Origin of the sequence: Sphingobium sp. LMA1-1-1.1 (assembly GCF_040676365.1) — a bacterium.
Taxonomy (GTDB): domain Bacteria; phylum Pseudomonadota; class Alphaproteobacteria; order Sphingomonadales; family Sphingomonadaceae; genus Sphingobium.
In genome coordinates, this window is sequence record NZ_JBEGHS010000008.1 from 1 (window position 1) to 21,593 (window position 21,593).

Consider the following 21,593-nt stretch of genomic DNA (forward strand, 5'->3'; position numbering starts at 1 on the left):
GAGTTATACTGGCACATCGGCGACACGACGATCCGGTTGGAAAGGGTCAGATCGCGCAGGGAAATCGGCGAAAAGAGCGTGCTGGTCATGGGTTGAAGGCTTTCTCTTGATGGTTGAGCAGATAGGAGTGGGTTGAAAATCAGGCAAGTCCGCTGGCGCGGGCCTGGGCGAGGGCCATGACGATCCAGTCCCGCTCGGCATCGCCATCGGCGATCGCGCGCACCAGTCGCTCGCGGCAGACCTCGGCGCTGGGCAGGGGAACGCCATTGGCAGCACCCGTGGCGAGGGCGAGATCGACATCCTTGAGGGCAAGGGTTGCGGTGAAGCCGACATTATCCCAGCTGCGATCCAGGATCGCGCGCGAATAGCCGCTATAGGCCGGACCGGAAAACAGACCCTCGATCAGAATATCGCGCATCGCTTCGGGATCGGCTCCGGACTTCTCGACCAGGCTGAACGCCTCGCCCATGACCTCGATCGCGCAGGCCAGCACCATATTGTTGGTGAGCTTGAGCAGCGAGGCGGTGGCGGGATCGGACCCGGCGGCGAAAGTTCGCCTGCCGATGGCGTCGAACAGCGGTTGCGCGTGCGCGACGGCGTCGGCGGGTCCAGCCGCGATGATGCCGAGTTGCCCTGCCGCCACGGCGGTAGGCCGGCCCAGCACGGGCGCTGCGACGAGAATCTGGCCGGCCTTCGCATGCGCGGCGGTCAGGTTGCGGATCGTGTCGCTGCGGTGGGTTCCCATCGCGATGTGCAGGCCGCCGGGCGGCAGGCTCTCGATCAGGCCGCCGGGGCCCTGGGCGACCTGTGCCAGGGCTTCGTCATTGGCGAGCATGGTGATGACAGGCGCGCCAAGCGCGGCGGCCTGCGCGATCGAATCGGCCTGCGTCGCACCCAGGTCAAGCAGTTCGCGCAGCCGATCCGGCGTGCGGTTCCACACCACAAGATCATGACCCGCATCCAGCAGCCGCCGGGCCATCGCCTGCCCCATGCGTCCAAGACCTATGAAAACTACCTTCATTACAAAACTCCGTGTCCACCGCGCCCGTCCATCAATGCGAGCCGTAATAACCGACAACCGCACAGCATAGCGCCCAGAACACTGGCCATTCGCTCCCGCCAATATGCCATAACCACCGGCGCGAAACTTTGAAGTTCGCGGCTGCGGCGACAAGCAGGTAAACGCACCCGAGATAAGCGGCGCAAACCGGCAGGATGCCGAGCATCAGGCAGGCTGCCAGTACAATCTCGAGTCCCATGGCCACATAGGACCAGAACTGGGGCGGGTTCAGGCCGGCCTGCTTGAAGAAGGCTACCGAGGCCTGACGCGCAGTGATTTTCCCCACCACATGAGGGATGAAGAAGGCGCCGCACAAGACCCTCAGCACGGCATAGCCATTCGTCATGTCGAAGGCGCTGTCCACGGCGCATTCCTCCACTGCCTTTGGGCACGCCGGCCCGCCTTTATCCGCCCAGATCATGCTGCCACGATCCCACTCTGTTCGCTTTTCGGCGTCCAAGGGCGGGGTTGCCATAATTTAATATGGAGAGGCGCTTGACAGCGCAAGAAAAATCGACAAACTTTGCTCAAAGGCCAAAACTAACGAAATTTAATGCCTGTAAGTTTCATTCGTGCGAAATTACTCACGACGGCATCAAGGCGCCGGCCAAGGCAAGCTCATAGGGAGGTTCATGAAGTCGAAGGCTGCAGTCAGGAATGGCTTGGAGGGTCAGGAATGTCTGTCGCCTCAGTCCGCAATCATCGTCCGCTGATTCTGCCTTAGAATTAATGAACTCACGAATTAGAAGTATTTGGCGAAATATTGGATTGGCGATCTAATGTGATCGCATGTCGGAATTACGCTTTAGGCGTCCGAGAGGGAAAGCTGATAATGAAGTATAATCGACCACATGCTGGCGCAAGCTTCGGCACCCAGGCTAAAGACTGGGAGCGCGGCATCGATTACGACCGCTTGTTCAAGGCAAGATTGAAGCGGGCGCAGGAGGCGGTACGTCACGCGGGCCTTGGTGCGGTATTGTGCTTCAATTTCGACAATATCCGCTATGTTACGGGTACGCATATCGGCGAATGGGCGCGCGACAAGTTCATGCGCTATGCGCTTTGTCCGGCCGAAGGACCTCCGTTTCTCTGGGATCCGGCGCCGCCCGCCAAGCGGCTGTCGTCGCCGTGGATCGCGGACAATGTGGCCGCGCCGATCTCGACCATGCAGGGCGGACTTCCGCCGTGGATGAACGTGCAGGGCGATTTCGCAAAGCAGATCAAGAAGGCGCTCGTTCATTTCGGGATCGAAAAGCAGCCGCTCGGCATCGACATCATGGAACTTCCGATGCTCCGGGCGCTCGAGGCCGAGGGTATCGAAGTGGTGGACGGACAGCAGGCACTGCTGGACGCCCGCGAAATCAAGACGCCGGACGAGATAGAATTGCTCAAGATGGCTGCGTCGATGGTCGACGCCACTTATGTGGACATCGCCAAGGCGATCCGGCCCGGCACGCGCGAAAATGAACTTGTGGCGATCGCCAATGACCGTCTGTTCCGCATGGGATCGGAGCGCGTCGAATGCGTCAATTCGGTGTCGGGTCCACGCGGCCGCCCGCACTCGCACACATTTTCCGATCGCATGATCCAGCCGGGCGACATGGTGTTCCTGGACATCATGCATTCGTTCAACGGCTACCGGACCTGTTACTACCGGACCTTCATTTGCGGGGAGCCCAACAAATATCAGATCGATGCCTATGAGAAGGCGTCGAAATGGATCAGCGCCTCGATCGACATGATCCGGCCGGGTGTCACGCCTGACGAGATTGCGGATGTTTGGCCGGATGCCACCGAATTCGGCTATCGCGACGAGGCCGAGGCGTTTCTCCTGCAATATGGTCACGGCGTGGGCCTGTCGCTGTGGGAGCGGCCGATCATTTCCAAGCGCTATCGCGGTCAGAACCAGCCACTGCGCGAAGGCATGGTGTTCGCGCTTGAAACCTGGTGCGGCGCCGAAGACGGATCGGGTGCTGCCCGCATCGAGGAAGAAGTGGTTGTTACCAAGGACGGTTGCGAAATCATTACGAACTTCCCGTCGGACCGACTCATTTCCTGCGGCCTGCCGGGATGCGAGATTTTCTAGTCTCCCATGTTGAGTACCTTGATGAGAAATAATGAACGGATACGAATATTTGGTTTGATTGATAAATAACAAAAAGTTCGGTTCTCGCAGGGGGAAGTTGGGTCTTATTATAACTTTAAGGGGAATAATAATGAGGAAAGATCTTAGAATCCGAACAAGCCTACTTTGCGCAGTTGCAATTGGTGCGCTCGCCAGCCCTGCATTGGCGCAGGACGAGCCCGCCGCCGCCCCCGCGCAGGATCAAGCGGCTCAAGATCATGCGGACACGGGCGGCTCGGCCTTGTCGGGCGAGATCATCGTGACGGCGCAGCGTCGCGAGCAGAGCATCCAGAAGGTGGGTATCGCCATCACCGCCTATTCCGGCGAACAGTTGCGCGCGCTCAACGTGACCGATTCACGCGAACTGGCGGGACTTACGCCGGGCGTGCACCTCGGCGGCGCGCTTGCTGGCCAGAACAGCCAGTACACGATCCGCGGCGTCACCCAGAATGACTTCAACGATATCGTCGAGGCGCCGAATGCGGTTTATCTGGACGATGGTTACATCGCGATCGGCCAGGGCCAGACTTTCGCCCTGTTCGATATCGACCGCGTCGAAGTGCTGAAGGGGCCGCAGGGCACGCTGTTCGGCCGCAACGCGACCGGCGGCCTTGTCCGCTACATCACGCGCAAGCCCAATCTGGACAAGGTCGAGGGCTTTGTCGACGTCAATTACGGGCTCTATGACTCGCTGAGCACGCCTGGTGCGTTCCATGGTGAAGCTGCGATCAACCTGCCCATCAGCAGCACGTTGGCGACGCGCTTTGCCGTCATGTGGAACAAGGCGCAGCCCTGGCTGCGCAACGAATATCCGGCGGGCGCGGTTGGTGGTTCGCCTGGTCCGGGCGCCGGCGCCAATATGGGCGATGACGATACGCTGGCCGGACGCATGACCACCTTGTTCGAGCCCAATGACAGCGCCCGCGTGCTGCTGTCCGTCAATGCGGCGAGAACCCGGATGGCAACGGCGCCGTATCAGCAGAAGCCAACGATAGGCGTATTCAATTCGGCCGGCGAACTGGTCAATGTTTTGAATGCAGGCCCGAACGAAACGCGCGCTTCGATTGCGGCTGACGGTTCCGATGGCGGTTCAGACCCCGGCAACACCGGCAGCTTCGGCGCACCCTTCGGCCGTCCGGTCCCCGGCGGCGACTTCTTCGGCTACAAGGATCCCGATGGCAGCGGCCCTCGCACGTCGAGCGACTTTGCCTTCCGCGATCATGGGCGCGTGAGGACCTGGGGCGTTAACCTGAATGGCGAGTTCGACTTGAGCGACAGCGTCAAATTGGCGGCGGTGAGCGACTACAAGCATTTCTACAAGATCGCTTTCGTGGACACGGATTCTGGACCGGGCAACCAGTCCGGCGTGTATCAGGGCGTTCGCGCTTCCACCTTCAGCCAGGAAGTCCGCCTGTCAGGGAAGACCGATCTCGTCGACTGGACGGCGGGGCTCTATTATCTGCACATCAAGGCGAACTCGCGTTCGGGACTGAAATTCCCCGTGGGCAGCGTTGTGCCGGGGGCGCCATTTGATGTCGGCGCCGATGCGACGCTGAAGACTAATTCCTACTCGGCCTTTGGCCAATTGGATTGGCACATCGCCCCGCAACTCACCTTGATCACCGGCGCGCGCATCATTCGCGAACAGAAGGATATGAGCTTCTTCCAGGGAATATGGGGCACCACTGACTCGCGTGAGACGCAGATCGGGACACCGATCGTCATCGGCCCGATATTCGGTCCGAACGGGCCGACCGGTTATTCGGACAAGTCCAAGAAGACGCTCTGGGCAGGCAAGGTCCAGCTCGACTTCCAGGTCAACCCGGATCTGCTCCTCTATGCAGGCATCAACCGCGGTGTGAAGGCGGGCAGCTACAACGCTCCCGTTCCGGGCGGTCTGCCGGTTCCCACCAGCGCGCTTCCCTACAAGGCGGAAACTCTCACCAACTATGAGAGCGGCATCAAATATACGTTCCCGGACGGCAAGACGCGGTTCAACGCATCCGCGTTCTATTATGATTACAAGAACTATCAGGCATTCCTCTTCTCCGGCGTTGGCGGCATCGTCATCAATGCCGACGCGAGGACGATCGGTGGCGAAGCCAACCTGTTCACCTCGCCGGTCAGGGGCCTCGATGTCGGGCTTGCCGTGTCCTACTTCGATGCGAAGGTGAAGGATGTGCCGCTTCGTGCCGGAGGTCCGATCAGTCGCGACGTCCAGCCCAACTATGCGCCGCCGCTTCAGGGCAGCGCCATCCTCCGGTATGAATGGGAAGCTCTTGGCGGCAAGCTGTCGGTTCAGGGCGACGCCAGCTATACCGATCCCTTCTTCTACAACCTCCGCAATTTCGACGCGGACAAGTTTGGCAGGACTGTGATGGTCAATGCCGGTCTTGGCTGGTCGAACGAAAGCTGGGAACTGAACTTCCGCATCAGGAACCTCACCAACGTGCACCAGGGTGTCCAGGGCTTCGACCTGGCGACTTTCTGCGGTTGCAACGAGGTTTCCTACAAGCCGCCCCGCTTCTTCCAGCTCGGCGCGCGCTACAACTTCTGATTGCATCAGTCGTGAAAACGGTTCGCGCCCGGAAAAGAAGAAACAGCGCGATGAAAGTATGGATGAGCGTCCCGGCCGGTCTGGCGACCGGCCGGGACATAAGGCGATCGGGCACTAGAAGGAGGCGGTGATGGGAGGTTATCCGGCCAGCGATTACGATCCGGGTTACGAGTGGAAGGCCGTGGCGTTGCTGAGCCTCGGATTCGGCCTTGTGGGGCTGGACCGCTGGATCATCGCTCCGCTGGCGCCCGCCATCATGCGGGACCTTGGGATCAGCCTGCCGCTCATCAATGTCCTCATCGCCATCCTGGGCACGACCTGGGGCGTGGCCGCAGTTGCCATGGGCAACCTCTCGGACCGGATCGGTCGTCGCAAGGTCATGCTGCCGGCTCTTCTTATCTTCTCGCTCGCTTCTGCGTTCAGTGGTCTGGCCGGCGGCTTCACCAGTCTGCTTTTGATCCGCGGTCTGATGGGCGTGTCGGAAGGTGCCTTTTGTCCGGTGAGCTTCGCGGCGACTGCGGAAGCATCCAGGCCCTCCCGCATAGGGTTCAATCAAGGCCTGCAGCAGAGCATGTTCGCCTTGTTCGGATTGGGGATTGGTCCCATTCTCGCGACCTGGCTGCTCGGCTTCACGTCGTGGCGTGGGGTTTTTGCCATTGTCGGACTGCCTGGCATCATTCTCACGATTCTGTTGTGGAAGGTTATCAGGGAACCCGGCCAGAACCAGAAGACCATTGGCACGCCCGCACCGCCGACATCGATCCGCGAGGTCCTCATGGTGCGTAACATCCGCCTTGCAATGGTCGGTTTGCTCTGCGCGATGTGTGGCATTTTCGTGGTCAGCGCGAATGTGCCAATCTATCTGGCCGAATATTTGAAGTTGCCGTCGATGCAGGTGGGGCTTGTGACCTCGGCCATCGGTTTTGGCGGATTTGTCGGCCTTTGGATGCTCCCGGCCTTGTCGGACATCTTTGGCCGCCGGGTGATGGCGATCCTCGGCTTCACGGGTGGCGCTGCATTCACCTATTGCTTCATCTCGCTGGGTGCACAGCCAGGCTACCTGTTTGCCTCGCTGTTCGGAGCGACTGCTTTTAGCTTCGGGGTTCTTTCTCTGCTCACCGGGCCAGTGGCTGCGGAGTCCGCTCTCCCGGGGATGCTCTCTACTGCTTCGGGGTTGATCATCGGTGTCGGGGAGATCTTCGGAGGCGGCGTGGCGCTGCTTCTCGCCGGCTATATCATCGGAACCTTCGGGATCCAGTATATGCTCTATCTGGCGCTCGGTGGGCTGATGCTTGGTGCTGTCCTGATGTGCGGCCTGGTCGAAACCGCACCGCGCAAGCGCCAGAAAAGTCCACGGTGGAGCGAGGAAGCAATCGCAGATGGCTGACCTTGCCCGCCATGTTTGCTCGAGGAGGCGTTTGGCCCGACCTCGCACATGCGCCGGGCAGATTGGGCCAGCGTCTTCGCCAAGATGGGTTTATAACTATTCGCTCGACAGAATATCCTGGAGTTTTGTGCAATGAGTACCCCAATCATTGGTCTCGGGCCGCGGCTTGATACCGATTACTCGATCTGGCCTTTGGCATATTGCCAGTCGGAAATGCCGCAAGATTTCTTTGGTGGCTCCATCAAGTTCAGCAATATGGGCACAATTCGCGTGCCAATGATCTACACATTGCTGGTCGGTGGCGAAGTCGGTGGCAAACAGCACGTCGCCTTGGTCGATTGCGGTTTTCGCAATGACCATTGGGCGGCGAAATACGGGTTTGCCAGCTGGGAGGAGCCGCGTGACGTGCTGGCCCGCGTCGGTTTCACGCCCGAAGATGTCGAAGTGATCCTGGTTACCCACATGCATTTCGATCACATTGGAAATTTCGAGGCGTTTCCCAATGCCAAGCTGTACATCCAGATCGACGAATATCTCGGCTGGTCGGACATTGTGTGCTCCGCGCACCAGTATGAGACCGAAGAGGAAAAGGCTTTCATCTTTTCGTCGTTCGATCCCCAGGATCTGATCCGCGCCGCACAGGGCGTAGCCGAGGGGCGCGTGCGTTTCATTCGCGGTGACGAGGAGGTTCTGCCGGGTATCACGGCGCGGCTGGCCAAGGATAGCCACACCTTCGGCAGCCAATGGTTCGAGGTGCAGACCCGCAACGGCCCGTTCGCCGTCGTTGGCGACGTTGTCTACTGGTATTCGAACATCGAGAGCATGTGGCCTTCGGGCTATCATCAGGGCAACGTGATGAACCAGTTGAGCGTCTTCCGCCAGATTCGGGAGACGTTGAAGCAGAAGATCGACCGGGTCATTCCTGGGCACGATCCCAAGGTGTGGGATCGCCATAATTCATGGGTGGCACCGAGTGGGAATCCGATCGCGGAGGTCAACCTGCGTCAGGACGACACCACAAGGCGGCCTGACGTATCTGCCCAGAAAATCATTCACACCTGAGGAGCCGATCGCCCGTTCATGCTGTCGAATCCGGGAAGACCGAACAGCGCGCAAACCGGAATGCACTGCATGATGAATGTCAAACTGTTTTGAGGACTAAGACTATGGTGGCTTCGATCCCCATTTCGGATGTCAATCCGTTCGAGCTTGAACGGCGGCTAGAGCCCTACGCGTTCTACGAAGAACTGCGGGAGATGGGCCCTGTCGTGCACCTGCGAACGCTCGATCTCTACGCGGTCAGCCGCTTCGCCGACGTGCGCCGGGTCCTCGCCGATCAGCGGGTTTTCTCGTCTGCGCAAGGCGTTGTGCAAAATGCCGCGATGAATGCAGCGATGGCGGGGTCGATCGTCGGCACCGACCCGCCGGAGCACACCCGCCTGCGCGCGATCCTCGGCCGCCCGTTGACGCCGGCGCGGCTCGCCCCGATGCGCGACATGCTCTCCGAGCTCAGCGCACGGCAGGTCGAGCGCATCCTGGCAAACGGTAGCGAGGTAGAGGCGGTGTCCCAGATCTCCTGTCACCTGCCGCTCTCGGTAGTTACCGAGTTGGTCGGGATGCCTGACGATGCCACCGACCGCATGCTTCCCTGGGCTGCCGCCAGTTTCAATGGCATGGCCCCCGATATCATGCCCGGCACGGCTCCGGCGCTGGCCACGATCGGCGAGATGATGGGCTATATCGCGGACCCCAGCCTGCCTGGCAGGCTGCGGCCCGGCAGCTGGTCCGCCCAGCTGCACGAGGCATCGGTGAGCGGCGAGATCGACTACGAGCAGTTTCTCAGCATGCTGCAGGGTTATCTCATGCCATCGCTCGACACGACGATCTTCGCGATGTCTAACCTGCTGTGGCTGCTGGCAAACAACCCGGACCAGTGGGAGCTGCTGCGGTCCCGCACCAGTCTTATTCCGCGCGCCATTCACGAAGCCATCAGGCTCGAGAGCCCGGTACAGTTCTTCTCGCGCGTGGCAACGGAGGACACGGAGATCGACGGCACCCCGATCAAGGCCGGTTCGCGCATATTCGTCATCTATGCCTCGGCCAATCGCGATCCCCGTCGCTTCGAGAATCCGGACCGTTTCCAGATCGAACGCGACAGTACGGATCACATCGGCTTCGGGCATTCGGCGCACCGGTGCGTGGGTATGAACCTGGCGTTGATGGAAATCACCGCGATGCTCACGGCGCTCGTCGGCAAGGTTAGGGCGATCGAACTGATAGATGCCAAGCGGGCCGACAACGCCATCCTGCGCGGTTTCGAGAAGCTTTCGCTCCGCTTGGTCCCGTTGTCAGGTGGTTAGAGGACGACTGCACCGCAGTTGAAACCGATCTTCAATCCCAAACCCTTCAATTTATAAAGGACGGATATCATGTTTGTAGTTAGAAATCCCCAGTCGATCGCCAACCCGGTGGGGGCATATAGCCATTCGGTCGAGATTCCGGCCGGTGCGCGCATCCTGTCGATCGCTGGACAGGCGGGCATCCGGCCCGATGGAACGCTGGCTGAGGGCTTCGAGGCGCAGCACGAGGAAATCTGGAAGAACGTTCTGGCCATTCTCGCCGAAGCGAACATGGGTCCGGAAAACCTGGTTCACCTCAACGTCTATTCGACCGATGCAAGCGCTATCCGCTTCCTGGCGCCGCACCGGAAGAAGTATCTGCCTGAAGGTTACCTGCCGACCTCGACCTGGGTTGTAGTGTCGGCGCTCGCCAATCCCAACTGGGTCGTCGAGATGGAAGCCATCGCGGCAAAGGTCGACTGATCGCTTCGCATTTGCCCCTGGCCGCAACACTGGCCAGGGGCAAATGCAGGCATTTCGAGCGGGGAAGGCCTCAATGTTGCGAATTTGAGGCGGTACACTGGGAGGGTATTGTGAACGCCATCGTTTTTCCGGATCTCACTGACGCTATAGTTCAACTTCGCATTATCTGTGGTCTCCTGTTTATTCCCCACATCCTTGCACAGTTTACTGCCAAGGATGCCGTCTTCGGCTTTTTCGAGGCCGCTGGGCTCAAACCCGCGTGGCTTTTTGTGCGGACTGCGCTGATTGTTCAGACGCTCGTACTGCTCGGTTTGGTACTGGGAATCTACGTATTCTACGCAGCGTGGCTGGGCGGCATCTTCATGATCTGCGCGGGGTTGGCAGCGTTCAAAGTCTCCAAGGGACGTTGGGTCTGGAACCTGGGTGGTTGCGAGTTTCACATGTTCTGGGGTTTGTGCTGCATCATCGTCGGGCTTCACAGTCAGGCGTAAGGTGTAGGCACATCGAACACCCCGCTCAGGTGCTGAGGCAACCGAGCGCGCAGTCAAGTGGTGCAGGCCCGTTCGCGACGACGCCCATCGCCGCTGCGGAGAAGCCGCTGTCAATCTGAAATAAATCCCGGAGTACCGATATGGCAGTCAATATTCCTGACGTGGACGTCGATGTTTTCGCACCGGAGGCGCTGGCCAATCCGTTCGAGAACTATCGAATTTTCCGGGACACCGCGCCGATCGTGCGTCTTCCCAAATATGACCTCTACGTCATGTCGCGGTTTGCGGACGTGCAGGGAGCCCTGAAGAACAATATGCTGTTTTCCTCCGGAAGCGGCGTTGCGATGAACGACCTGATGAACAAGGCGATCATGGGCAGCACGCTCTTCACGGATGCCCCTTACCATAGCGAACTGCGTTCGATTGTCAGTCGACCGCTCGCGCCCGCCCGATTGGCCGAGCTCCGCCAGCGCCTTTACAGCCTCGCGGAAGAGCTGGTCGAGAGCCTGGTTGCGAAGGGTGATTTCGATGCCGCGGCCGAACTCGCGCCATTTCTGCCCGTTACAGTGGTCTCTGAACTGGTCGGTCTGCCCGAGGAAGGGCGTGAACGGATGCTCATATGGGCGAGCGCGGTGTTCAACTCCTTTGGCCCAAGGGGCGTTGAGCGAACCGAGGCCGCGTTTCCGATCATGGAAGAGATGGTGACCTATGCACGCAGTTGCACCGCCGATCGCGTGAAACCTGGCAGCTGGGTTGCCAAGCTGTACGAAGCGGCAGAGGCTGGTGAGCTCCGCCCCGAGCAGGTCGGGCCGGTCATGGGCGATTATCTCGGCCCGAGCCTCGACACGACCATTCTTGCAACGGGCAGCATGATCGCCCTGTTCGCGCAGCACCCCGACCAGTGGGACAAGCTGCGCGCGAGCCCATCGCAGATCCCTAACGCGATCAACGAAGCCATGCGGCTCGAGGGGCCGGCGCAGGGCTTTACCCGCGTGTTGACGGACGATTTTTCGGTCGAAGATCAACGGCTCAACAAGGGTGATCGGGTCCTTATATTGTTTGCATCCGCGAATCGCGATGAACGGCATTGGGAAGACCCGGAACGGTTCGATATCACGCGCCGAGCCGCCGAGCAGGTGGGCTTCGGCCACGGCATTCACATGTGCATGGGCGCAAACCTCGCCCGACTGGAAATGTCGGCGATACTCTCGGCATTGATACCCCGGGTCGAGCGGTTCGAGCTTCACGATGCAGAGCGCATTTTGAACAACGTCCTGCGCGGTTACAAATCGCTCAAGCTGACCGCGCATGCGGTGAAATAAACTGCCACCGGTCGGCCCGATCCACGGCCTTACCGTGGATCGGGCGGACGAGGTTTCTTACCAACCTTGGCCCGCGAAGGGGTATTCGATGCAAGTGAGCAACCTGACGAAGGGACTTCTGCAGTGAGCGCTGAAAGCCTTTCGGAAACCATCGAGGACCACGCCCTTGAACGCGTGCCGGACGACGCCCGTCAGGGATGGTTGGCCCTGTCATGGAACACGGCAGGCGTGGTGGTTTCGCTGGTGCAGTTGTTCTTCGGCGCGCTGGTGACATTTGTCGCGGGTTTCAAACTCGCGCTTCTGGCCGGCGTCATCGTTGCGATCGTGTGCATCCCGCTGAGCTGGGCCAGCGCCCATGTCGCCTATCGTACGGGCCTCTCCAGCACAGTGCTCTCGCGCTATTTCGCCTTCGGTCGTCGCGGCTCGGTCGTCGCTTCCCTCATTTTCTCTTTTATGATCATCGGCTTTCTCGCGCTTGAGAATGCCCTTCTGTATCGCGGGTTCATATTCTATTTCGAGCTTGCGGACACCGTCACGACCCGTATCGTCATCTACGGACTTATGACGCTGGCCTGGATCCTGCTGACATCATACGGCTTCAAACTGATCGCCAAGGCTTCGTCGGTCACGCTGACACTGTCGTTGGCTGTGCTGGCCTATATCACTTATCTGGTGGTGTCCGGCGGCAAGCAGCCCGTTGGTGAACTGCTCTCGTTCGGATCGCAATTTTCCCCGGACGCGTTGCAGCAGATGGGGGCGGGCAGCGAGATGGGCAAATTCATCTTTGCCGTCAACGTCCTGTTCGGAGCCGCCTGTGGCATGGCGCTTTTCGGTGCGGATATTGCCAGATATGCGCGCCGCTCGGTTGATGCCGGCGTGTCGACGACGTTCGGCGTGCTGTCCGTCCTGCTGATGCTCTGCGTTGGCGGGATCATCATGTATGCCGGTGGGCCGGCGCTGGTGGATTATTATGTCAACCACACCGGCATGACGGTAGAGGCGGCGCAGAAGGCGTCTCTGCAAAATCCGGACAGCATCGTTGCTGCGTTCGTCGTCCTGGGCGGCGCGTTTGGGGCAATCCTACTCGTTCTGGCGCAGGGGAAGACACAGGTTCTCAACAATTATAGCGCGTCTCTTTCGCTCTCGAACCTGTTCGACGCGTTGAACCTGAGGATGGGGCGACTGACCTTCGTCATTCTGGCCAACATCATCGCGCTGCTCATGCTCTATGGGCATCTCCTCGAACTGATCGAACTCTGGGTCACGTTCCTCGGTGTCATCGTAACGGCCTTCGCGGGCATCATCGTGGCGGACTATTATGTCGTCAAGGCGTGGCTGGGGAAGGAATCGACGATCGTCCCAGAGACGCCTGAGAACATCAACTGGGCCGGTGTCGTGACCCTGGTCGCTTCGGTCGGCCTTGTGCACTATGTCCTCGCGAAGATCGTGCCGATCGAGGCTGTCATGACCTTGTTCCTGTCGATGATCATCTATCCGATCCTGCGCACCACGGTGCTGAAGCCGAGCCTTCCGCATTCTTCCGCGGCCGTCCTTGAACCTGGCGCGGCGCCCCGGCGGCTTGGTGACGCGGTGGCGATTTCGGATGGCGAAACAGGCTGACCGGCGTCGAAAGCGTCGGTGAATTTCCAGAGACAATAGACCTACCAAGGAGACTAACGATGGCAATCTTGCAACAACTGGCCCAGGCTTTGTCGGCGGGGAGCGTCGAGGTCGTCGACCTGACGCACACGCTGGAGGAGCGCACGCCGATCATTCCGCTTCCCGAGCCCAATCATCAGCAGTGGCCTTTCCACATGGAAGAGATTTCCCGCTTCGATGAGCGTGGGCCGGACTGGTACTGGAACAACTTCAGCTGCGGCGAGCATACCGGCACGCACTTCGATGCGCCCGTCCACTGGATTTCCGGCCGGCATTACGAGGATGGTGCGGTCGACACGATTCCCGTGAAGCGGTTCATCGCTCCCGCCTGCGTCATCGACATTACCGATCGCGTCCATGAAGACTATCTCACCACCGTCGAGGACATCGAGAAGTGGGAAGCCGAACATGGCCGCATCCCCGCAGGATCCTGGGCACTGATCCGCACGGGTTGGGCATCGCGCAACTATACCGACGCATTTCTGAACGTCCGTGAAGATGGCGGCCACTGGCCGGGCAACCATCCCGAGGTTGCCAAGTTCCTGGCGAAGGAGCGCGATGTTATCGGTGTGGGAACAGAGCCGGTGGGCACGGACTCAGGGCAGTCCTCCACCTTTGCGGAACCGCTGCCGTGCCACTACAACATGCATGGAAACAACAAGTTCGGCCTGTCGAGCCTGAACAACCTGCACCTCCTGCCGCCTACCGGGGCAATGCTGATCACACCGCCGCTCAAGATCAAGAACGGTTCGGGCAGCCCCTGCCGCGTGCTGGCGCTGGTCGAGCGCTGAGTTGTACCATATCGGCGGCCGTCAGAACTTGCTGGCGGCCGCCGGCTGGATTGACATAAGCAGCAGTGAAAACTGGCAGATTCAGCCGATATTAGACTTCATTCCACCAATATCGTTAAGTCGCCGCTATACGCTTTTCCGACGTCTTTTGCGGGGCGATTCGGGATTGGGAAACATATCCGCGCACTGAGCCAGTTCGCACCGGGTACGACGGATATGCTCCGTCAGCAAATGCGCCGCACCCTCCGTGTCACGCCGCCTTATGGCATCGACCATGAGCCTGTGTTCTGCATGTATGATCCAGTTGCGTTCGCGACCCAGCAGGCTGGTGAACGCGCGGCGATAGTGCTGCGTCGTGTTCCAGAAGCGCTCGATCATCGCGAGCAACTGCTTCATTCCAGCGTCCGCATAGGACGCCAGATGAAACATGCGATCCAGTTTGAGGAAGGTTTCGGTGTCCGTTGATGCGGCCATGTCTTCAACCAGCCGCTCGAGCAGATCTATGTGTTCGTCGGTCATGTTAGGGATTGATTGCGCCAAGGCCAGGGGCTCCAGCCGTTCCCTGATCATGTAGATTTCGAGGCATTCCGCCAGGTCGACCCTCGCCACCCAGGCGCCGCTGCTCGGTTTCAGCACGACGAGCCCGTCACTCTCCAACCGGCCGAGCGCAACGCGTACGGGAATCCGGCTTACCGAGAAGCGGGCGGCGAGCTCTTCCTGACCGATACGGCTGCCCGGGGGCAGTTCACCCGCGAGGATCAGCGCGCGTATGCCTTCCGTAACGCGGTCGGTGGTAAGCGACGTCTCATGCGTGCTCGTTTCCGCGGGTGCTGTCCTGTCGATCGTCTCCACTCCTCAGGCGGCCGGATCGGCAGGGTGCCACAACCGTCGGGTGGTAGTCGACTCATAGCCCTTGCCTCCCGGAAAGCTCACCAACTCCAGTTGCATATCCCAGGGCGTGAGGAAATAGACCCATGTCTGCCCCCCGCTGGGCCCCGTGGCGCGGACGGTCGGCTCGCCCAGAATGCGCAGCTCGTGCCGCTTCAGATGCGCCAGCGCGAGATCGAAGTCATCGACGTAGAAGGCGAGATGATGGCCGCCGACATCGCAATTGCGGGGCGGCACCGCGTTCCGGCCGTCCCCGCCATATTCGAAAATCTCGAAATTGGGGCCAAAGCCGCATCGGAAGAAGCGCAACTCGCGCACGCGGGTGCGGGCGGGAACATTGAGGTGACGGACCATCCAATCGCCCTCGGCATCCTCGATCGGTCCGAGCGAATAGAAATATTCGCATCCGATCACGTCGACGAAGAAGCGCGTGGCCTCTTCAAGGTCCGGAACCGTGAACCCAATATGCTCCACGCCCCTCAGCCCCGGAAGCCCGCCGCGATGTTCCATGAATGTCTCCAATTGGATTCTATTCATGGAAAATTGTGCAAAATCGATGGATCAGTCAAGAAAAAATGCCAAGATCGGATCCAATCATTGACATTTCCCCGCCATCATGGTTGTTCGGCGGCGCAAGATGACCGGATAGGATACACCGTGAACGCAATCATCACTGAGCCTTTGCAGCCGAGCACTCCATGGGTGTCGCTGGCGACCAATTCCGCCGCGTGGGCAGCCGCTGATCCCAAGCTGCTCGACTCGATGTTGACGTCGATGGTGCTGATCCGCGCGTTCGAGGAGAAGGTGCTGGAACTGGCGGGGCAGGGTCTTGTTCACGGCCCCGCCCATTCTGCGATCGGGCAGGAAGGGGGCGCCGTCGGATCGGTGCTTGCCATGCGCGGTTCCGACCAGATCAACGGTTCGCATCGCGCGCACCACCAGTTCCTGGCGAAAGCGCTGCAGTATGTCGCGCCGCAGGGACTGGAATCCGCGGCTCCGTTCGGCGATGACGTCAGGACGATCGCTGATCGCACGATGTCCGAAATCCTCGGGCTGGCGCGTGGCTATTGCAAGGGCCGGGGCGGCTCCATGCACCTGCGCTGGGCGGAATCAGGCAATCTGGGCACCAATGCGATTGTCGGTGGCGGCGTTCCGGGAGCGGCGGGTGCCGCCTGGGCGCACAAGCGCGCTGGCACCGGTGATGTGGCCTTCACCTATTTCGGCGACGGCGCGGTCAACATCGGGTCCGTGCTGGAAACGATGAACCTGGCGGCGGCGTGGAAGCTGCCGCTGTGTTTCTTCATCGAAAACAACCGCTATGCAGTATCGACCACGGTGGAGGAGGCGACCGCTGAGCCGAGGCTGTCCTCGCGTGGGCTGGCTTTCGGCATCCCCGCCTGGAAAGTCGATGGCATGGATCCGCTCGCTGTATATCTGGCGTCCGAAGCGGCGGTGAAGGCGATGCGCGCGGGCGAAGGTCCGACCATCATCGAAGTCGACGTCTATCGCTATTTTCACCAGAATGGGCCACTGCCCGGCAGCGCCTTCGGATATCGGAGCAAGGATGAGGAAAAGGCCTGGCGCGCGCGCGATCCCATTGATCGGGTCGCGGCGGAAATGGCGGCTCGCCAGCTGATCGGCGATGAGCAGGTTGCTTCGCTGAGGGCGCGCGCCGCGGCGCTGATGGAAGAGACGGCAGCCGAGCTGGTCGAACAGCATGAAGGCAAGCGGCGCATTGTCCCGTCGCTGTGGCCTTCTCCCGATTTCCGCGACTTCGGGGTGCGCGGCGACCTGTCCGAACTGCGGGATGTCCGCTATGTGGAGCAGGAGGAGTTTACCGGCGAGATCACCGAGAGCCGCTTCGTCGACGTTGTTGCCGACGTGATGGAACGGCGCATGCGGGAGGATGACGGCATCGTCGTCATGGGTGAGGACGTGCACCGCCTGAAGGGCGGCACGAATGGCGCCACCCGCGGATTGTCCAGCAGTTTCCCTGATCGGGTTCTGGGCACGCCGATCGCCGAGAACGCCTTTGTCGGCCTGGCGGGCGGGATCGCGATGGACGGCCGCTTCGTGCCCGTGGTCGAATTCATGTATCCCGATTTCATGTGGGTGGCCGCTGACCAGGTGTTCAACCAGATCGGCAAGGCGCGCCACATGTTCGGCGGGGACGGCGAAGTGCCCCTCGTGCTCCGCACCAAGGTTGCCATGGGCACCGGCTACGGGTCGCAGCATTCGATGGATCCAGCCGGCATCTTCGCCACGGCGCCGGGCTGGCGGATCGTCGCCGCCTCCACGCCTTATGATTATGTGGGCCTGATGAACAGCGCGCTGCGGTGCAAGGATCCGGTGCTGGTGCTCGAGCATGTCGACCTGTACAACAGCAAGGGCCCCGCGCCGGTGGGCGACCTCGACTATTTCATCCCGCTGGGCAAGGCGAAGCGGGTGCGCACGGGTCAGCATCTGACCGTCCTGACCTATCTGGCGATGGTGCGGCCAGTGCTGGAGGCGGTGGAGAAGCTGGGCATCGATGCCGATGTGATCGACCTGCGGAGTCTGGACCGGGCTGGGGTCGACTGGGCCCTGATCGAGCAGTCGATCGACAAGACGGGCAACGTCCTGATCGTGGAGCAGGGCGCGAACGGCACCTCCTATGGCGGCTGGCTGGCCGCTGAAATCCAGAACCGCTGCTTCGACATGCTCGACCAGCCGGTCCAGCGCGTGCACGGGAGCGAAGCGTCGCCCAGCATTTCCAAGGTGCTGGAATCCGCGGCCTTTGCCGGACCGGAAGATATCGAGGCTGGGCTGCGCCTGGCAATGGCCGGCCAGGGCCGGCCCCTGGCCTGAACGCGCGAGGAATAGCAATGCCACATACGATCGTGATGCCGGCCTTGTCCGCCGGCATGGAAGAAGCGACCATCGCGCGCTGGCTGAAATCCGTTGGGGATGCGGTTGCCGTCGGTGAAGTCATCGCCGAAATCGAAACCGACAAGGCGACCATGGAACTGGAGGCGGAGCGGGCCGGTACGATTGGCAGGCTCGTTGCCGCCGAGGGAGCGACGGTTGCTCTCAACGCACCCATCGCCCTGCTGCTCGCCGAGGGTGAACAGGCGGACGATCTCGGCGCCGACGCGGTAGAGGTCGCCGGGGACGAAAAGGCCCCTGCTCAACAGGCACCCGCCCAACCGGCTTCTGTCGCGAAGCAGGTGTCTGCCGCAGCAGGATCGTCCACGGATGGGCTGGCGCATCGTCGCAGTCCCGCTTCCCCGCTCGCCCGCCGGCTTGCCCAGGAAAAGGGCGTGGAGATTGAAAGCCTGAAAGGCAGCGGGCCGCGGGGTCGCGTCGTGCGGGTGGACATAGAGGCCGCAGCCGCAGCGCGTCCGGAGCCGGCCCGCGCATCCGCGGCTGACGTGGCGCCGTCGTCGAGCCCGACACGGGCACGCCCGGCGGCACCGGTCGACCAGCCTCATGACGAAATACCACTGACCAACATCAGGAAGGTGATTGCTCGCCGGCTGACCGAAGCGAAATCAACGATCCCGCATTTCTACCTGGAGGCGGATTGCGAGATCGATGCGCTTCTCGATCTGCGGGAAACGCTCAATTCGCAAGGCGAGGGGCAGTACAAGCTTTCGGTCAACGATTTCGTGATCAAGGCTGCCGCGCTGGCGCTGCGTCAGGTCCCGGAGGCGAATACGGCCTGGACCGACGATGCGATCCTTCAGTTCCACAATGTCGACGTCTCTGTCGCGGTTGCGACCGATGGCGGCTTGATCACGCCGATCGTCAAACAGGCCGATCGCGCCGGACTCGCCAGCATCTCGGCAGAGGTAAAGGCACTGGCGGCGCGCGCCCGCGACAGCCTCCTTCAGCCTGCGGAATATCAGGGCGGAAGCTTCACGATTTCCAATCTCGGCATGTTCGGCGTGAAGGCTTTTTCCGCGATCATCAATCCGCCGCAAAGCTGCATTCTGGCAGTGGGGGCTGCCGAGCGCCGGCCGGTCGTCCGGGGCGACGCCTGCGTGCCGGCGACCGTCATGTCCTGCACATTGTCCGTCGATCACAGGGCCGTCGATGGCGCTGTTGGTGCGCGATACCTGGCCGCGTTCAAGGCGCTCATCGAGCAGCCCTTGCGCCTGATGCTCTGATAGGAGGTTTTCCATGACTTTGCCTTTAAGGGATCCGTCCCTCCTGAAAGATCAGTGCTTGATCGGTGGTGCATGGATCGGTTCACCCGAAATCGACGTGACCGACCCGGCCAGCGGCGCGAAAATTGCCGCTGTGCCGAACTATGGCGCGGATGAGACACGGCAGGCCATCGAGGCCGCAGAGGCTGCGCTTCCCGGCTGGCGGGAACGGACTGCGGCACAGCGTTCGCAGATTCTGCGGCGCTGGTATCAGGCGATACTTGATGCCGCCGACGATCTGGCGCTGATCCTGAGCAGCGAGCAGGGCAAGCCGATTGCCGAAGCACGCGGTGAGATAATCTACGCCGCCAGCTTCATCGAATGGTTCGCGGAAGAAGCCAAGCGCACCTATGGCGAGGTGATCCCCAGCCCACGCACGGACGCGCGGATCGTGGTGATCCAGCAGCCGGTCGGTGTCACGGCTGCGATCACGCCATGGAATTTCCCGGCTGCGATGATCACGCGCAAGGCGGGGCCGGCGCTCGCCGCTGGATGCACCATGGTGTTGAAGCCCGCCATGCAGACGCCGCTGACGGCTCTGGCCCTGGCTGCCCTGGCCGAGCGCAGCGGCGTGCCCGACGGCGTTCTCAATGTCGTGACCGGGCGGTCGCGCGAGATTGGCGGCGAACTGACGTCCAACCCGACCGTACGCAAGATAAGCTTCACGGGATCGACCGAGGTCGGCCGCCTGTTGATGGAGCAAAGTGCCGCGACGGTGAAGAAGATGTCGATGGAACTGGGCGGCAACGCGCCTTTCATCGTGTTCGATGACGCGGACATCGATGCGGCGGTCGAGGGCGCTATGGTGTCGAAATACCGGAACAGCGGCCAGACCTGCGTCTGCGTCAATCGCATCTATGTGCAGCGAGCGGTGGCCGACGCATTCATCGAGAAGCTGGCCAAGGCTGTCACGGGCTTGCGCGTTGGCCGCGGAACCGATGAAGGCGTGACGCAAGGTCCGCTGATCGACAACGCTGCAGTCGTCAAGGTCGAAGAGCATGTCGCCGATGCGGTGGCGAAGGGCGCCAGGCTGGTCGTGGGCGGCAAGAGGCACGCGCTGGGCGGAAGCTTCTTCGAGCCGACCGTGCTGGCGGGCTGTTCCACCGAGATGCTTGTGGCGCATGAGGAAACCTTCGGACCTGTCGCCTCCATCTTCCTGTTCGATAAGGAGGATGAGGCTGTCCAGTTGGCCAACGCCAGCGAGTTCGGACTGGCCGGCTATTTTTACAGTCGCGACCTTGGTCGGGTGTGGCGCGTCGCCGAAGCGCTTGAATGCGGGATGGTCGGCATCAACACCGGCCTGATTTCGAACGAGGTGGCGCCGTTCGGCGGAATCAAGCAGTCCGGCGTCGGGCGAGAGGGTTCATCGCACGGGATCGCGGACTATCTCGAACTCAAATATCTGTGCATGGCCGGCATCTAGTCCTGCCCTGTCATTCGGTGAAGACGTCGGCCGGAACTAAGCTGCGCTGCGATCCGAACCGGTTGACCGGACAACCAGCCGCCCGATCCCCGGTACCCCATTTCAACAGGAGTTACTCATGAGTGTGATCACCCTTGATCAGGCGAATATCATCATCGCCGCTGCCTTTGCCAAGGGCAAGGAGCTGAACCTCAAGCCGCTGTCGATCGCGGTGCTGTGCCCGGGCGGTCATCTGATCGCCTTCCAGCGTGCCGATGGCGCTTCGACGCTGCGTCCGCAGATCGCTACCGGCAAGGCTTCGGGTGCGCTCGCGCTTGGCATCAACTCGCGGGCAATCGCTGACATGGCTGCTGAGCGTCCGAGCTTTGTCGCTTCGCTGGGCCCCATTGCAGCGGCAGGCATCATTCCGGCGGCGGGCGGCGTCATCGTCAAGGATGCTGCCGGCAAGATCGTGGGCGCCGTCGGCATCACCGGCGACACGTCCGACAATGACGAGGCGGCTGCACTCGCGGGTATTGCAGCGGCCGGTCTGGTCGCACAGGGCTGATACTAGCCACGCGGCAGTCCACAGGACTGCCGCCAAACTGCCCATGCTTCTGCTGTCGCCCGGCAGCTATGTGGTAGAACCGCTTTGTTGGAGCGGGGTCGATCTGATTTAATCAGACCGACCCCGCTCCAGATTGATTCCGGGCGACCGACACCTGCCGCTGATCGGGAAATGGTTCAGGCCGAATATTCGCCCACTTCTTTGAGTGGGACGCCGGGGTCGGCGAGCTGTGCCTGGTCGAGCAGTGCGCCGGAAATGACATGGGCTCGGCCCTGGACATAATCCTTGACCGCATTGACGCAGTCGAGCGCGATGAGCCTGCCGGACTTGAGAT

General features: G+C 61.1%; 19 protein-coding genes. 14 read left to right on the forward strand and 5 right to left on the reverse strand.

Annotated elements, in window-relative coordinates:
- Positions 1 to 139 precede the first annotated feature (139 nt).
- Together MRBLMA1_RS07325 and MRBLMA1_RS07330 are read right to left on the reverse strand one after the other, a co-directional pair.
- A complete protein-coding gene (locus MRBLMA1_RS07325) occupies positions 140 to 1,021 on the reverse strand; it encodes an NAD(P)-dependent oxidoreductase (protein WP_133654750.1) in 882 nt (293 codons plus the stop codon).
- A 31-nt stretch (positions 1,022 to 1,052) separates the two neighbouring features.
- On the reverse strand, positions 1,053 to 1,520 hold the full coding sequence (locus MRBLMA1_RS07330; protein WP_363735862.1) for a DoxX family protein: 468 nt from the start codon (positions 1,518 to 1,520) through the stop codon (positions 1,053 to 1,055).
- 372 nt (positions 1,521 to 1,892) lie between these two features.
- Here MRBLMA1_RS07330 and MRBLMA1_RS07335 point away from each other — a divergent pair, with 372 nt between their 5' ends.
- The 10 genes from MRBLMA1_RS07335 to MRBLMA1_RS07380 all read left to right on the forward strand — a co-directional run bounded on the left by MRBLMA1_RS07335 (position 1,893) and on the right by MRBLMA1_RS07380 (position 14,214).
- Positions 1,893 to 3,146 (forward strand): M24 family metallopeptidase, encoded by a 1,254-nt coding sequence (locus tag MRBLMA1_RS07335; RefSeq protein WP_363735863.1) that lies wholly within the window; start codon positions 1,893 to 1,895, stop codon positions 3,144 to 3,146.
- A 130-nt stretch (positions 3,147 to 3,276) separates the two neighbouring features.
- Positions 3,277 to 5,742: a TonB-dependent receptor gene (locus tag MRBLMA1_RS07340; RefSeq protein WP_363735864.1), complete on the forward strand. Its 2,466-nt coding sequence runs from the start codon at positions 3,277 to 3,279 to the stop codon at positions 5,740 to 5,742.
- A 130-nt stretch (positions 5,743 to 5,872) separates the two neighbouring features.
- Positions 5,873 to 7,129 carry an MFS transporter gene (locus MRBLMA1_RS07345; protein ID WP_363735865.1) on the forward strand — a complete coding sequence of 419 codons (1,257 nt, stop codon included), beginning with the start codon at positions 5,873 to 5,875 and terminating at the stop codon, positions 7,127 to 7,129.
- Between the two features lie 132 nt (positions 7,130 to 7,261).
- On the forward strand, positions 7,262 to 8,191 hold the full coding sequence (locus MRBLMA1_RS07350) for an N-acyl homoserine lactonase family protein (protein ID WP_363735866.1): 930 nt from the start codon (positions 7,262 to 7,264) through the stop codon (positions 8,189 to 8,191).
- Positions 8,192 to 8,295: 104 nt separating this feature from the next.
- Positions 8,296 to 9,489, forward strand: coding sequence for a cytochrome P450 (locus MRBLMA1_RS07355; RefSeq protein ID WP_363735867.1), 1,194 nt, complete (start codon positions 8,296 to 8,298; stop codon positions 9,487 to 9,489).
- Between the two features lie 69 nt (positions 9,490 to 9,558).
- Positions 9,559 to 9,951, forward strand: coding sequence for a RidA family protein (locus tag MRBLMA1_RS07360; protein WP_133654757.1), 393 nt, complete (start codon positions 9,559 to 9,561; stop codon positions 9,949 to 9,951).
- Positions 9,952 to 10,061: 110 nt separating this feature from the next.
- A complete protein-coding gene (locus MRBLMA1_RS07365; protein ID WP_363735868.1) occupies positions 10,062 to 10,442 on the forward strand; it encodes a DoxX family membrane protein in 381 nt (126 codons plus the stop codon).
- A 140-nt stretch (positions 10,443 to 10,582) separates the two neighbouring features.
- Positions 10,583 to 11,764 carry a cytochrome P450 gene (locus MRBLMA1_RS07370; protein ID WP_363735869.1) on the forward strand — a complete coding sequence of 394 codons (1,182 nt, stop codon included), beginning with the start codon at positions 10,583 to 10,585 and terminating at the stop codon, positions 11,762 to 11,764.
- Between the two features lie 123 nt (positions 11,765 to 11,887).
- The gene (locus tag MRBLMA1_RS07375; protein ID WP_363735870.1) at positions 11,888 to 13,384 is read left to right on the forward strand and encodes a purine-cytosine permease family protein; all 1,497 of its coding nucleotides are present in this window, start codon (positions 11,888 to 11,890) and stop codon (positions 13,382 to 13,384) included.
- A 59-nt stretch (positions 13,385 to 13,443) separates the two neighbouring features.
- Positions 13,444 to 14,214: a cyclase family protein gene (locus MRBLMA1_RS07380; protein WP_133654761.1), complete on the forward strand. Its 771-nt coding sequence runs from the start codon at positions 13,444 to 13,446 to the stop codon at positions 14,212 to 14,214.
- Positions 14,215 to 14,340: 126 nt separating this feature from the next.
- Here the strand turns inward: MRBLMA1_RS07380 and MRBLMA1_RS07385 are convergent, their stop codons facing one another.
- Both MRBLMA1_RS07385 and MRBLMA1_RS07390 read right to left on the reverse strand, forming a co-directional pair.
- A complete protein-coding gene (locus MRBLMA1_RS07385) occupies positions 14,341 to 15,066 on the reverse strand; it encodes a GntR family transcriptional regulator (RefSeq protein ID WP_363735871.1) in 726 nt (241 codons plus the stop codon).
- Positions 15,067 to 15,069: 3 nt separating this feature from the next.
- Positions 15,070 to 15,612, reverse strand: coding sequence for a VOC family protein (locus tag MRBLMA1_RS07390; protein WP_363735872.1), 543 nt, complete (start codon positions 15,610 to 15,612; stop codon positions 15,070 to 15,072).
- Between the two features lie 147 nt (positions 15,613 to 15,759).
- On the opposite strand from MRBLMA1_RS07390, the gene MRBLMA1_RS07395 reads away from it, so the two are divergent.
- The 4 genes from MRBLMA1_RS07395 (at position 15,760) to MRBLMA1_RS07410 (ending at position 21,259) form a co-directional block, all read left to right on the forward strand.
- A complete protein-coding gene (locus tag MRBLMA1_RS07395) occupies positions 15,760 to 17,949 on the forward strand; it encodes an alpha-ketoacid dehydrogenase subunit alpha/beta (protein WP_363735873.1) in 2,190 nt (729 codons plus the stop codon).
- Between the two features lie 17 nt (positions 17,950 to 17,966).
- Entirely contained in the window at positions 17,967 to 19,250 is a 1,284-nt protein-coding gene (locus MRBLMA1_RS07400) for a pyruvate dehydrogenase complex dihydrolipoamide acetyltransferase (protein WP_363735874.1), read from the forward strand.
- 13 nt (positions 19,251 to 19,263) lie between these two features.
- A complete protein-coding gene (locus tag MRBLMA1_RS07405; protein WP_363735875.1) occupies positions 19,264 to 20,712 on the forward strand; it encodes an NAD-dependent succinate-semialdehyde dehydrogenase in 1,449 nt (482 codons plus the stop codon).
- Between the two features lie 118 nt (positions 20,713 to 20,830).
- The gene (locus MRBLMA1_RS07410; RefSeq protein WP_363735876.1) at positions 20,831 to 21,259 is read left to right on the forward strand and encodes a GlcG/HbpS family heme-binding protein; all 429 of its coding nucleotides are present in this window, start codon (positions 20,831 to 20,833) and stop codon (positions 21,257 to 21,259) included.
- Positions 21,260 to 21,435: 176 nt separating this feature from the next.
- Here the strand turns inward: MRBLMA1_RS07410 and MRBLMA1_RS07415 are convergent.
- Positions 21,436 to 21,593: oxidoreductase C-terminal domain-containing protein (locus MRBLMA1_RS07415; protein WP_363735877.1), on the reverse strand; the 158-nt coding region annotated here is incomplete at its 5' end.

Bases quoted from the DNA above. Each gene is read 5' to 3' on its own strand.
- MRBLMA1_RS07410 (WP_363735876.1), top strand. From the start codon at position 20,831: ATGAGTGTGATCACCCTTGATCAGGCGAATATCATCATCGCCGCTGCC.
- MRBLMA1_RS07350 (WP_363735866.1), top strand. From the start codon at position 7,262: ATGAGTACCCCAATCATTGGTCTCGGGCCGCGGCTTGATACCGATTAC.
- MRBLMA1_RS07335 (WP_363735863.1), top strand. From the start codon at position 1,893: ATGAAGTATAATCGACCACATGCTGGCGCAAGCTTCGGCACCCAGGCT.
- MRBLMA1_RS07405 (WP_363735875.1), top strand. From the start codon at position 19,264: ATGACTTTGCCTTTAAGGGATCCGTCCCTCCTGAAAGATCAGTGCTTG.
- MRBLMA1_RS07400 (WP_363735874.1), top strand. From the start codon at position 17,967: ATGCCACATACGATCGTGATGCCGGCCTTGTCCGCCGGCATGGAAGAA.
- MRBLMA1_RS07340 (WP_363735864.1), top strand. From the start codon at position 3,277: ATGAGGAAAGATCTTAGAATCCGAACAAGCCTACTTTGCGCAGTTGCA.
- MRBLMA1_RS07360 (WP_133654757.1), top strand. From the start codon at position 9,559: ATGTTTGTAGTTAGAAATCCCCAGTCGATCGCCAACCCGGTGGGGGCA.
- MRBLMA1_RS07355 (WP_363735867.1), top strand. From the start codon at position 8,296: ATGGTGGCTTCGATCCCCATTTCGGATGTCAATCCGTTCGAGCTTGAA.
- MRBLMA1_RS07390 (WP_363735872.1), bottom strand. From the start codon at position 15,612: ATGGAACATCGCGGCGGGCTTCCGGGGCTGAGGGGCGTGGAGCATATT.
- MRBLMA1_RS07380 (WP_133654761.1), top strand. From the start codon at position 13,444: ATGGCAATCTTGCAACAACTGGCCCAGGCTTTGTCGGCGGGGAGCGTC.
- MRBLMA1_RS07345 (WP_363735865.1), top strand. From the start codon at position 5,873: ATGGGAGGTTATCCGGCCAGCGATTACGATCCGGGTTACGAGTGGAAG.
- MRBLMA1_RS07325 (WP_133654750.1), bottom strand. From the start codon at position 1,021: ATGAAGGTAGTTTTCATAGGTCTTGGACGCATGGGGCAGGCGATGGCC.
- MRBLMA1_RS07370 (WP_363735869.1), top strand. From the start codon at position 10,583: ATGGCAGTCAATATTCCTGACGTGGACGTCGATGTTTTCGCACCGGAG.